We start from the raw sequence: 12777 nt of genomic DNA, 5'->3' as shown, positions 1-12777 counted from the left end.
AGGATGTTTGGGTATAGAATGCGCCCCAAAATAGCGACTAATTGGTTATTATGATCTGGGTTGATTACGCCATTCTTGGCATCATTGCACTGTCTACCATCATCGGTTTAATACGCGGCTTTGTAAAAGAAGCTATGTCATTAGCGGTATGGGCAGGCGCGTTTATCATCTCAAGTTTATTTTACCAATATTTAGCTTCCTTCCTAACAAGCATTTCTGAACCCCTTTTAAGAAATGCGGCGGCCATTGCCATACTCTTCTTTGCGACGCTCCTGTTAGGCGGTTTACTAAACTATATTTTAGGTCAGCTTGTACTTCGTACTGGCTTATCGGGTACTGACCGTGTCTTTGGCATAGTGTTTGGTGCTCTACGAGGCGTGTTGGTCGTGAGCGCGTTACTCTTCTTTCTTGATGCTTTTACTGGTGCACCTAATACGCACTGGTGGGGTAATTCTATTTTGATTCCAGAATTTGGCTTTGTTGTTGAATGGTTTTTTTCGTACCTCGAAAACAACTCCAGCTTTTTAAATTCAGTAAACCGTTAATCGGCGAGGATAAATTACATGTGTGGTATCGTTGGAATAGTCGGAACGTCTCCTGTGAATCAGGCGATATATGATGGCTTAACTGTTTTGCAGCATCGTGGGCAAGACGCCGCGGGAATAATTACCATTGAAAATAATACGTTTAGCTTACGTAAAGCAAACGGCCTAGTGAAAGATGTATTTCACACACGTCACATGAAGCGACTACAAGGTACCATTGGTATTGGCCATGTACGTTATCCAACAGCAGGCTCTTCTAGTTCATCTGAGGCACAGCCTTTTTATGTAAACTCACCATTTGGTATCGCCCTTGCGCATAATGGAAACCTTACAAATGCTGAAGAACTAAAAGAACAGTTATTTTCAGAAGCACGTCGACATGTTAATACAACGTCTGATTCTGAGATATTGCTGAATATTATGGCACATGAGCTTAGTCGCTCAGACAAGTTACACCTAGACCCTGAAGATGTGTTTACAGCAGTTGCTGAGGTAAACAAAAAAGTAACGGGTGGCTATGCAGCCATTGCCATGATTATTGGTCACGGCGTTGTAGCGTTTCGTGATCCTAACGGTATTCGCCCTCTTGTTTTCGGTAAACGCGAGACTGAAAAAGGCACGGAATACATGTTTGCCTCAGAAAGTGTGGCACTAAAACCTGATGGCTTTGAGTTTATTCGCGATGTAGCCCCAGGTGAAGCTATTTTTGTGACGGAAGATGGACAGTTTCACTCATTAAATTGTGCAGATAAAGTGTCTTACTCGCCTTGTATTTTTGAATTTGTTTATTTTGCTCGTCCAGACTCAACAATAGACAGAATGTCGGTTTATGCAACACGCGTAAACATGGGTACCAAACTGGGTGAAAAAATAGCACGTGAGTGGGCAGATAAAGACATTGATGTGGTCATTCCTATTCCAGAAACTTCGTGTGATGTAGCGCTTGAAATTGCTCGTGTACTTGATTTACCGTACCGCCAAGGCTTTGTTAAAAACCGTTACATTGGCCGTACGTTTATCATGCCTGGTCAAGAAATGCGTAAAAAGTCAGTGCGTCAAAAGCTAAACGCAATTGACCGTGAATTTAAAGGTAAAAATGTATTACTTGTTGACGATTCAATAGTGCGCGGTACCACATCAGCGCAAATTGTGGAAATGGCGCGAGAGTCTGGTGCTAAAAACGTATACTTTGCCTCAGCAGCTCCTGAAATACGCTTTCCAAATGTTTATGGTATAGATATGCCATCTGCAGCTGAACTTATTGCTCATGGCCGTGAGGTTGAAGATATAAACGCAAGTATTGGTTCTGACGGATTGATTTTTCAGTCATTAACAGATCTAATGGCCGCTGTAAGCCAAGAAAATCCAGAAATAACTCAATTTGAAACTTCTGTGTTTGACGGGCAATATATAACAGGCGACATAGATCAAAACTATTTAAACCGAATAGATAAACTGAGAAACGATACAGCTAAAAGCACACGCGAAACAGCGATGTCATCAGGGTTAGAAATACATAACCAAGAAGAAAACGAGACTGATTAATACTTTCGAGTATTTTAATTTTAGAAAAGGAGCTAATTAGCTCCTTTTTTGTTGGTTGAATATTACTTAATCGAGTTACTTAAAATTTATTATGTGAACATGGGGCTTACAATGCCATTTGTCCAAAGAATCGCAGTGGCAGCTAATATGATGACTAGTAGGATAAGCCCACAAGTAACGACCGAGCTTGCATAAATAAAACCACGTTCTTCAGGTATGTGCATGAGTATAGGTACTCCGGTATAAAGTAAATAAACCGAGTAAGCTAATGCAACAATACCAGCACATACAACAAACCAAAGTACAGGCCAAAAAGCGGCAAGCGCAGACATAAATACCGGTGTTGCTGTGTAAGCCGCTAGTTCAAGCGTTTGAGTAAAGGTGGGTTTAGAGCCAAAAGTAACGGCCATCCAATGGGCTAAATAGGCAAGTGCAAATACACCTATAATTAAAGCTACATACATGGCTATAGCTATTAATAGCGCGCTCTCATGTGTTAAAAATACTAGACCACCAGTGCCAATGCTCCAGCCCAAGTAAACAGACGAGTAATACCCCATTATTGATGGAAACAAAGCAATGAGTAAAATATGTGACAAGCTGTAGGTCAAGCTTTCGTGTCGGTTATCAATTGTTTGCCACTCTTCAAGTGGGTGAGCGTATAAGCCCCATAGGTGGTTTAATATCATAGTGTGTACTCCGTTTAGGAAGGTATTATTGTTTTTGTTACGGTGTGTTTTTTATACAGTTCATTTACAGTTATGGGCCACATAGTGTACAAAGTCAAGTTAACTAATTTTTAACAAATAAATGAAGCTGGCTTTGATTTAATCAAACCGTGAATTCGTGTTAAAATACAGGTTCTTTAATTTTAATTAGCAACGAGTATCAAACGTGTCACATAGCCAGCTGTTAGAGCCTATTCATGACTTTTTATTGTGCAAAACACCGACTCAGTGGGTAGATAAAGCAATCAAAAAAGAAAATCTGTCAGTTATTTTAATAGATCACTTAATTTGTGAGTTAAAAGCCGCTCAGTCAGCAATGTTTTTAATTCGTAAGTATGCAGTAGATAAAGAAAGCGGTGATGCACTTTTAGCTTGGCTTAAACCATTCGAAACACTTATTTATAAACGTGAAGGTAACTGGCGTGATTTAGCAGCAAAAAACAAGCTTACTAAATCAATCATTCCCAAGTCTAACTCTCCTTACGGGCAAGACTTAATTGATAAAATGGTGTTGCTCATAAAAGAAGAGTTACATCACTTTTACCAAGTTTTAGAAATAATGGATGAGTATGGTGTAGAGTACCAAAGTATTACACCATGTCGTTACGCTAAAGGGATGTTACGAAATGTAAAAACATTCGAGCCAAATGCACTTGTCGACAAATTAATTGTAGGTGCTTACATTGAGGCACGCTCGTGTGAGCGTTTTGCAAAGTTGGCGCCCCATGTAGATAAACGTCTAGGTGATTTTTATATTTCGCTACTGCGCTCAGAGGCACGTCATTATCAAGATTATCTAGCCTTGGCGCAAGAAATTGCCGATTTCGATATTACGCAAAGGGTTAAGGAATTTGGTGAAATTGAAGCTGAACTTATTGTATCAGCAGATGAAGACTTCAAATTTCATAGTGGCACTCCAACATAATCCCCCACGTGCTTTATTTTTTGCGTAACTGATGAGATAAAGCACTAAAAATTAGACCAAACTTAAATGGCCTTATACTATATATAAAGTAAATAGTTACATACAAATTTATGAACTATATCTATTAAATTTAGTTGTATATTTTTTATATAGGCGGCGTAGGATGTCCGATAGCAACAGTTTGTTTGTATTTGATGAGGAGCGTGAAGAAGACAGCTCAACAATAAAAAAAATAAAAGTGCTCACTGTTGAGGACGATATAAATTATCAGCTTGCTCTAACCAATAGCTTAAAAGAAATGAGACCAGAGGATAATTGTGAAATAGAAGTTCTCACAGCTAACTCGGTTTCACAAGCAGCTTTAGTGCTCAGTTTACATCCAGATATAGCGCTCACTTTTATAGATGTTGTAATGGAAGATGATGACTCAGGTCTCAGGCTTGTAAGTACTATAAGAGAGGTGATTGGTAACGCAGACATGCGTATTGTTTTACTTACAGGTCAACCAGGCTTTGCTCCCGAACAGCAAATAATGAAAACGCTTGATATAGACGAATATTGGAATAAATCAGACGTCTCTGCTGAAAAATTACAATCTATTGTTACAAGCAACTTACGCACCTGGAAATACATTTCACAAATATCTTCAGCCAGAAAAGGTCTTCAACTTGTTTTAGATGCTTCAAGAAGCATAAACAGTAAACACGATATGGGATCTTTCTCTAAAGCTGTTTTAGAAGAAATCAGTAATATTTTAAATGTCACTGAGGGAGGAGGGATTATGTGCTCTACTCAAAGTGATGGCGAAATTATTAGAGCGCATATTTCGACAGCTAATGGTTGTTTTGATGGGTATGAGGGAAAGCTTATTGACGATAGGGTTTTGCTTCCACAAATTTACAGTGATTTTGAGCGAGCCTTGGACGAAAAAAGGCACATTTTTTCTGAGCACCACACGGTATTTTATTTTTGTAATAAAGAAATAGCTGGGGAAAGCTATATAACGATTGTTCAATCGGACAATAAAATATCTGAACAAAATGAATACTTATTAAAAGTATTTAGTGAAAATGTAAGCGCAGGCTTCAGTAATATAGCACTGCTTAACAAGCTTACTGAACTTGCATATACCGATGTGTCGTTAAACATGCACAATCGTAACTGGCTCACTCGTGAAATAAAAAATATGAACCTGCACGAGCAGTACCAAACACGTTTATTAGTTTTTGAAGTTGAGCAATTTGAAGAAAAAGCTTTTTCGTTTGGCCACGATTTTTGTCAAAAGCTATTAAAAGAAGTTTATAAAAATTTAATGACTATTTTTGATGGTTATTCAGCGCGTATTGCCATTATTAATAACAGCAGCTTTGGATTACTTATAAACGCAAACTTTGATATAACTGACGAAATGATAGCTAGCCTAAAAAGGCAAAAATGTATAATTACCTCGGTAAAACAATATGCTGATTTGAGAATTCTTGATTTAGAGCTAAGTTCTGTCTTAAATATTGTACCCGAAAAAATAATAAGCATTGCTGAATCTAGCTTAAGTGATAGCCAAACCGCATCTTTAAAATATATAAAGCATACCCAAGAAAAAACAGAAGCATTAACTAACCGATATAGTTTAATGGCCCGATTAAGAAGAGTAATTGGTGCTGGTACTTTACAAATAGCCTTACAACCGAAAATGGAGTTAGCAACTTTAACACCTGTCGGTTTTGAAGCTTTGGCTCGCTGGCAGTTAGAAGACGGTAGTTTTGTAAGCCCAGAGATATTTATTGAACTTGCTGAAACAGCAGGTTTAATTAGTGAATTAGACAGCGTTATTTTCGATAAGATAATTTCGACTATTCATAAGTTAAGTGATATGGGCGTAAATTTGCCTATTGCTTTTAATGCGTCGGCTTTTGATTTGGTTGACTCTGACTACTGCAAAAAAATCCTTCATAAGTTAAAAGATGCCAATATACCTCCAGAAATGCTTGAGCTAGAGATTACTGAGACCCAAGCGATCAGTAATTACGACTTAATTAGAGAGTCGTTAGATGAATTTATGGCGCTGGGTATTAAAGTAAGCATTGATGACTTTGGAACAGGTTATTCATCTATTTCACACATAACTGAGATACCTGCAAATATTTTAAAAATAGACAGATGTTTTTTAACTGATATTGAGCGCAATGCTAATAACCAATACATCCTAGAAATGATTGTAAACTTAGCCAGACGATTTAATTTTTCTATTATTGTTGAGGGTGTAGAAACACTAGAGCAGTGTGAATGGGTTAAAAAAATAGGCTGTGATGTGGCCCAAGGTTATTACTTTTCAAAACCACTGTTTTTTGACGATTTAACAACATGGTTAAAGCAATATGGAAAAGTTTGATCATAGACTTTCTGTTAGTTTAAATAATAAACAGCTATATATTAAAGCATTGTTTATTTTGGTTGCTGCTGGCGTTATTAGTTTTTTAGTATATTGGCAAATTTACCAATCAAGGCTTGCGCTTGTTCAAGATTATCAAGACGACAAACTATCTCTAGTGCAGACAGAGTTTGTAAAAGAGCTAAGTAGTATAAAAAAACTAACACAAGTTTTAGCAGACAACAAAAACCTAAAAAGGGGCAATAAGCTCAGGTATATGTTTAGAGACCGAGAATCCATACGAAGCATAAATGATTACTTCGTTAATTTTGGGTTATTATCGCCTATCATTTCGCAAATTCGGTGGATTGATATTACCGGGAACGAACGTTTTAGAGTTGACTTTAAAAACGGTGAGGCAAAAGTTGTTAAGCAAAAAGAGCTCCAAAACAAAATGTCGCGCTATTACTTTAGGCAAGGTATATCGATAGAGGCACCTGATTCGTTTTTATCAAGAATTGATTTAAACATGGAGTATGGTTCAATAGTTGAGCCATACGAACCCACCATTAGAGTTACTTATCGAACTAGCTCAAGCGAATTTATAGTTGATGGCCTCATTATAATTAATTTTAACTTATCTGACTTTTTTCAGAAAATTAGAAATTACTCTTCTGAAAACGCTCAAATTAATATTGTAAACAAAGATGGGTATTGGATTTTTAACAATGATAAGTCTAAAGAGTGGGGGTTTATGCTTGGATTGCCAGAGCTAACAATTGCTAATTATAACCCATCACTCTGGGAGTCTATGCAAAACCAACAAGAAAATACAGTAAGATATTTTGATTCAAACATTTATTCGTTAGACAAGCTGCCCGCACTTTTTTCAAAAAGGCATAATGAAACCCTTAATGAAGTCATTTATATTTACATCAAAAGTAAAGATAAGTTGATGAATAAAATACACTTTACGGCACTAGGTTATGCTGGTACTAGCGGTATTATTCTTTTGTTTATTGGTGGCTTTATTTTATATAGAGAGTATTGTTATACAAAAACGCTAAAAGATTTATTTGACCAGTTACGCACTGAAAAGGTGGAGCTGGACTCTGTTAATAATCAACTTTCAAACACCATTAGGCAGCAGCAACTTTTGCAGGACAGCTTTGTTGAAGCGCAAAAACTATCTTCATTAGGTATGCTTGTTGCGGGTGTAGCTCATGAGATGAATACGCCTATAGGCGGTGCTATTATTTCTGTTACTAATGCAGAGTCGGTGATGAGCCGCCTCAATGAAGGTATAAAAACTGGCTTAACAAAGTCTTTGCTAGAGAACAGCGTATCAAGCTTAGATGATAATTTAGGCTTAGCCAGAGTAAATCTAGATAAAGCTGCTGTGCTTGTAAAAAGCTTTAAAAAAATGGCTATAGATAGAAATAATGAAGAGTTTATTGAATGTAATATTGAAACAATAATAAAAGAGTTGTTGATTACGCTGAACTCTCGATTAAAAACCTCAAAGGTTAAAATTAAAACCCTGTTTAATGATAGCTGCACGCTTAAAAGTCGCCCTGGGATTATTTCACAGGTTATTGAAAACCTAATAATGAATGCGCTTAACCACGCTTTTGAAGAAAATCAATCTGGTGAGATTGAAATTAAGGTTGAGGAAAGTGATAAGGGAGATATAAATATTAGCGTATCAGATAGCGGATGCGGGATCAATCAGCAGCAGCAATCTGTTATTTTTGAGCCCTTTCATACATCAGCGCGCGGTAAAGGGAACATAGGGCTTGGGCTTTATATGGTTTCTCAATGGGTTACCAAAATTTTAAAAGGGCAATTGGTTTTAGAGTCTGATCCTCAATGGGAGGATAAATTTAAAACTCGATTTACAATTACGTTGCCTAAAAATTAAGTGAGTACCCACATTTAACTTTTAACGTATTACTTAAATGCTATATAGGGCCTTAAAGGGACTACACTTATGGATTGAGGCTCTAAAAATGGCTTTATATAGCTCATTTAAATGGTGTGTTTATTAGCCTTTGTTCTTGAGGTGTTACAATTAAGTAGGAGCCTTGTTCGTACCAGTCACCTAAAACAATGCGTGTAAGCGTTTGTCCATTTAGTGAGTATGTATGAATATTTGGTCGGTGCGTATGACCATGGATCATGTTAACAACTTTGTGCCTCTTAAATGTCGAAAGGACAGCATCATCAACAACGTCTAAAATTTCTATCGGTTTATCTGCTTGGCTAAGCTTACTTTTTTCACGGGCATTGCGAGCTATTTTTTTTCGGTACCATAATGGCATGGCAAGCATTAATTTTGGCCACCACCAACCGCGGCTTTTTTTACGAAATTTTTGATACTCAATATCCTGGGTACACATTTCATCCCCATGTAAAATAACAGTGGGTGTGCCGTAAAGGTCTATAACAGTTTGCTCATCTAACAGTGTCATACCTGCTAAATTTGCATAGTGTTTTCGCAGGATAAAGTCGCGATTACCATGAATAAAATAGACGGGAATACCTGAATCACTTATTGCTTTAAGCTTTGTAGCTACACTGCGCGCAAGTTCAGTGACGTAGTCATCACCTACCCATACTTCAAAAAAGTCACCTAAGATGTAAAGCGCATCAACGTCTTGATTCAAAATGTTAGATTCTAAAAACTTAAAAAAAGCAGCGCTAATATCAGGTCTGTTTTCAGTTAAATGTAAATCAGCGATAAAATACGTTTTTTTAGTCATAGGGATATCTTTTCGATAAAAATAAAGCGGGCGCATGCATGTTGCAATGACACCCGCTGATACTCCACGTTATGTGGGTAAGCGAACTATTAGTTAACAGTAACGCTTTCGATGATCACGTCTTCAAGAGGAACATCTTGGTGAAAACCATTGCTACCAGTAGCTACACCTTTAATTTTTTCTACAATGTCCATGCCTTCAACTACTTCAGCAAACACACAGTAACCCCAGCCTTGAGATGTTTCGCTGCTGTGGTTTAAAAAATCGTTGTTGTTAACATTAATAAAAAACTGTGCTGTAGCAGAGTGTGGATCTGGTGTGCGTGCCATAGCTAAAGTACCTACTTTATTAGACAGGCCGTTGTTAGCTTCGTTTTGAATAGGGTCGTTAACGTCTTTTTGCTCCATACCTGAAACAAAGCCACCACCTTGAACCATAAAGCCATCAATTACACGGTGAAAAATTGTACCGTTGTAAAAACCTGCGTTTGCATACTCTAAAAAGTTTTTTACTGTGTTTGGAGCTTCTTGCTCAAACATTTTAATGGTGATGTCACCAAAGTTTGTGTGTAGAACAACCATGTGCTTTCCTATATCTGGTTTAAATAGTCGCACTATTTTATCTTAGTTAGCTAAGATTAACAAAGCGCTAGAGCCCATGCTTTTCAAGTGGTAACATACATTTTCTTGATAATAGTGAAGGACACCAACTAAATGGTACAAATATACAACACACTCACGCGACAAAAAGAACAATTTAAACCTATGGTCGATGGTAAAATCGACATGTATGTGTGTGGTATCACCATTTACGATTACTGTCATATCGGTCATGCGCGTACATTTGTTGGCTTTGACGTCATTGTTCGCTACCTTCGCCATATTGGTTACAATTTAAAATATGTACGTAATATTACCGACGTTGACGACAAAATTATTAAACGTGCAAATGAAAATAAAGAGTCAATAAACGATTTAACACTGCGCATGACCAAAGCCATGCATGAAGATTTTGATAGCCTAAACATGTTACGCCCGGATGTAGAACCAACAGTGACAGGGCACATGGGTGAAATTATTGAAATGGTTGAGCGTTTAATAGCTAAAGGGCATGCGTATGTAGCAGCTGATGGTGACGTGTTATTTGATGTTTCAACGTTTGAGCAATACGGTGCGCTCTCTCAGCAAGATTTAACCATGCTTCAGTCAGGGGCACGTGTTGAAGTGGCACAAGATAAAGACGACCCACTGGACTTCGTTTTATGGAAAAAAGCCAAAGCTGGTGAGCCTTCATGGTCATCTCCATGGGGAGAAGGGCGCCCAGGTTGGCATATTGAATGTTCAGCTATGAGCTCAAAGCACTTAGGTGAACATTTTGATATTCATGGTGGGGGGTCTGATTTACAGTTTCCGCACCATGAAAATGAAATTGCGCAGTCATGCTGTGCCAATAATGGTGAGTATGTAAATACGTGGATCCACACTGGCATGGTACAAGTAAATAAAGAAAAAATGTCTAAATCGTTAGATAATTTTTTTACTGTTCGCGATGTGCTAAAAGAGTACGACCCTGAGTCGGTTCGTTACTTTTTAATATCAGGCCATTACCGCAGCCAACTTAATTACTCGCAAGAAAACTTAGACCAAGCACGTTCATCGCTAGAGCGTATTTATACTGCTTTACGTGACGTTAAACCCATCGAGTGTGAGCTTGAGAGTAACGAGTTCGTGATTAAATTTAGAAAAGCAATGGATGATGATTTTAATACTCCAGAGGCTTTACCTGTTTTATTTGAGCTGGCAAAAGAGCTAAACCGCGTAAAAGAAAGCGATGCAATACAGGCGGGTCAACTTGCGTTTATATTACGTACTATTGGCGAAGTATTAGGCGTTGCACAACAAGCGCCTGAGGCTTTTTTACAAGGCGGGCAAGATGATAATGAAGTTGCAACGATTGAAGCCTTAATAGTAAAACGTAATGAAGCACGTGCGAGTAAAGACTGGGCTGCTGCTGATGAAGCACGTGATGCGCTTAATGCATTAGGTGTAATACTTGAAGATTCAGCCGGTAAAACAACGTGGCGTAAGGCTTAAAATTACTCGCTTGTAATAAAAAAGGGTTGCCGAATGGCAACCCTTTTTTATTTGAATTATATTCAGCTATGATATTTTTCGCATGCTTCTAATGTATTTTCAATTAAGCTGGCCACGGTCATTGGGCCAACCCCGCCAGGAACAGGAGTAATAAAGTGAGCTTTCTGCTCTGCAATGCTGTATTCAACGTCGCCCACTAGTTTACCTGTATCTAAACGGTTTATACCTACATCTATAACAATGGCGCCTTCTTTTACCCAATCTCCAGGGATAAATTCAGGTTTGCCCACGGCTACAACCAACAGGTCTGCGCGTCGCACATGAGTTTCTAAATCTTGTGTAAACTTATGGCACACAGTAGTCGTACAACCAGCCAGTAATAGCTCTAACGACATGGGGCGGCCCACAATATTTGATGCGCCAACCACAACCGCATGCATGCCTTTATAACGGACACCGGTAGAATCGAGTAAAGTTATAATCCCTTTTGGCGTACAAGGACGAAGCGCAGGCATACGCTGTGCTAAACGACCTATATTGTAAGGGTGAAAGCCATCAACGTCTTTGTGTGGTGTAATGCGTTCTAAAATTTTCTCTGCATCGAGTCCATCAGGTAAAGGTAACTGCACCAAAATGCCATCTACTTCTGCATCATTATTTAGCTCATCAATTAAACTTAAAAGAGCATCTTCTTTTGTGTCTGCAGGTAAATCAAATGATTTTGAAATAAAACCAACTTCTTCACAGGCTTTACGCTTTGAACCAACATAAACTTGGCTTGCTGGATCAAGTCCTACAAGGACTACTGCAAGTCCGGGGGCGCGTAATCCTTTAGAAACGCGTTCGCTTACGCGTTGTGCAACTGTACTTCGTACTTGTTTTGCGATTGCTTTACCATCAATGATGTTTGCCGTCATGGTTGACCTTTAATTGGGGTTAATTAACTAGATACCGATACTTTACAAATGAACGCATAATAAAAAGGGGCATATGCTTATAAAGAAAATAACAACTTTATTTTTCATTTAATATTACCAAGCCATTTTCGCAGAAAAGCATTGCAGCGCCAAGTTGCTTTTCATCTATATAGTACTAGAGTAATTAAATAGTTTAAATTTCAGTCTTCTATTATAATATTTAGCCATTGTGGGCTAAAAATGACCACTTGATTTGTTTTCTTAAAAAAACGTTTGACCTAACCCCGTCAAATCACTATTATGCACCCCGTTGTCAACGAGGTCACTCGTAGAGAATAGTAAGTAACGGCGATTAGCGCAGTTTGGTAGCGCACTTGGTTTGGGTCCAAGGGGTCGCAGGTTCAAATCCTGCATCGCCGACCATTTTTTTATAATTTAATTATAATCGAATAGCTTATTGGTAAACTATGAAGTTTTCGATGCGCCCATAGCTCAGCTGGATAGAGCAACGCCCTTCTAAGGCGTCGGTCGAAGGTTCGAATCCTTCTGGGTGCGCCATTTGAAAACATGTAAATATAGCGGTGATTGTAGCTCAGTTGGTAGAGCCCCGGATTGTGATTCCGGTTGTCGTGGGTTCGAGCCCCATCAGTCACCCCATTTACAAGAATATCGGCGATTAGCGCAGTTTGGTAGCGCACTTGGTTTGGGTCCAAGGGGTCGCAGGTTCAAATCCTGCATCGCCGACCACTTTCTCAAAGTGGTTTTAAACGCTCTGTTTAATTGTTCAGTATGAAAAAAGAAGCTTAGCCTTCAATGTCGGCGATTAGCGCAGTTTGGTAGCGCACTTGGTTTGGGTCCAAGGGGTCGCAGGTTCAAATCCTGCATCGCCGACCA

The 12777-nt window shown here is 38.5% G+C and carries 10 protein-coding genes and 5 tRNA genes; 11 read left to right on the top strand and 4 right to left on the bottom strand.

All coding sequences use genetic code 11. The annotated features are described in order from the left end of the window. The first annotated feature begins 50 nt into the window (after positions 1–50). Both BCG07_RS05460 and purF read left to right on the top strand, forming a co-directional pair. Positions 51–545 (top strand): CvpA family protein, encoded by a 495-nt coding sequence (locus BCG07_RS05460; RefSeq protein WP_006793890.1) that lies wholly within the window; start codon positions 51–53, stop codon positions 543–545. An 18-nt stretch (positions 546–563) separates the two neighbouring features. Beyond that, a complete protein-coding gene (gene purF, locus BCG07_RS05455) occupies positions 564–2090 on the top strand; it encodes an amidophosphoribosyltransferase (protein WP_010557197.1) in 1527 nt (508 codons plus the stop codon). 89 nt (positions 2091–2179) lie between these two features. Here purF and BCG07_RS05450 read toward each other — a convergent pair whose 3' ends face one another. Continuing rightward, complete coding sequence (locus tag BCG07_RS05450; RefSeq protein ID WP_006793888.1) at positions 2180–2779, bottom strand: Yip1 family protein; 600 nt, start codon at positions 2777–2779, stop codon at positions 2180–2182. A 205-nt stretch (positions 2780–2984) separates the two neighbouring features. On the opposite strand from BCG07_RS05450, the gene miaE reads away from it, so the two are divergent. The 3 genes from miaE to BCG07_RS05435 all read left to right on the top strand — a co-directional run bounded on the left by miaE (position 2985) and on the right by BCG07_RS05435 (position 8032). After that, positions 2985–3743, top strand: a complete 759-nt coding sequence (gene miaE, locus BCG07_RS05445; protein WP_286889142.1) for a tRNA isopentenyl-2-thiomethyl-A-37 hydroxylase MiaE — start codon at positions 2985–2987, stop codon at positions 3741–3743. A gap of 163 nt (positions 3744–3906) precedes the next feature. Further along, on the top strand, positions 3907–6132 hold the full coding sequence (locus tag BCG07_RS05440; RefSeq protein ID WP_243531200.1) for an EAL domain-containing protein: 2226 nt from the start codon (positions 3907–3909) through the stop codon (positions 6130–6132). Further along, positions 6119–8032 (top strand): sensor histidine kinase, encoded by a 1914-nt coding sequence (locus BCG07_RS05435; RefSeq protein ID WP_243531198.1) that lies wholly within the window; start codon positions 6119–6121, stop codon positions 8030–8032. The genes BCG07_RS05440 and BCG07_RS05435 overlap by 14 nt, the downstream gene beginning before the upstream one ends. A 103-nt stretch (positions 8033–8135) precedes the next feature. Here the strand turns inward: BCG07_RS05435 and BCG07_RS05430 are convergent, their stop codons facing one another. Beyond that, a complete protein-coding gene (locus BCG07_RS05430) occupies positions 8136–8873 on the bottom strand; it encodes a UDP-2,3-diacylglucosamine diphosphatase (RefSeq protein WP_243531197.1) in 738 nt (245 codons plus the stop codon). An 89-nt stretch (positions 8874–8962) separates the two neighbouring features. After that, on the bottom strand, positions 8963–9454 hold the full coding sequence (locus BCG07_RS05425; protein WP_008128620.1) for a peptidylprolyl isomerase: 492 nt from the start codon (positions 9452–9454) through the stop codon (positions 8963–8965). Between the two features lie 132 nt (positions 9455–9586). On the opposite strand from BCG07_RS05425, the gene cysS reads away from it, so the two are divergent. After that, entirely contained in the window at positions 9587–10966 is a 1380-nt protein-coding gene (gene cysS / locus BCG07_RS05420; protein ID WP_008128618.1) for a cysteine--tRNA ligase, read from the top strand. A 62-nt stretch (positions 10967–11028) separates the two neighbouring features. Here the strand turns inward: cysS and folD are convergent, their stop codons facing one another. Continuing rightward, positions 11029–11883: a bifunctional methylenetetrahydrofolate dehydrogenase/methenyltetrahydrofolate cyclohydrolase FolD gene (folD, locus tag BCG07_RS05415; protein WP_008127813.1), complete on the bottom strand. Its 855-nt coding sequence runs from the start codon at positions 11881–11883 to the stop codon at positions 11029–11031. A 346-nt stretch (positions 11884–12229) separates the two neighbouring features. Here folD and BCG07_RS05410 point away from each other — a divergent pair. The 5 genes from BCG07_RS05410 to BCG07_RS05390 all read left to right on the top strand — a co-directional run bounded on the left by BCG07_RS05410 (position 12230) and on the right by BCG07_RS05390 (position 12777). Continuing rightward, positions 12230–12306 (top strand) — tRNA-Pro (locus BCG07_RS05410). Positions 12307–12364: 58 nt separating this feature from the next. Further along, positions 12365–12441, top strand: a tRNA-Arg gene (locus tag BCG07_RS05405). Positions 12442–12464: 23 nt separating this feature from the next. Further along, positions 12465–12540, top strand: a tRNA-His gene (locus BCG07_RS05400). Between the two features lie 13 nt (positions 12541–12553). Then, positions 12554–12630, top strand: a tRNA-Pro gene (locus BCG07_RS05395). A 70-nt stretch (positions 12631–12700) separates the two neighbouring features. After that, positions 12701–12777: transfer RNA gene (locus tag BCG07_RS05390), tRNA-Pro, on the top strand.

The organism is Pseudoalteromonas sp. ESRF-bin5 (assembly GCF_002632075.1).
GTDB lineage: Bacteria > Pseudomonadota > Gammaproteobacteria > Enterobacterales > Alteromonadaceae > Pseudoalteromonas > Pseudoalteromonas marina.
The sequence above is the reverse complement of the archived record's forward strand: the minus strand, read 5'-3'. Positions and strand labels throughout refer to the sequence as shown.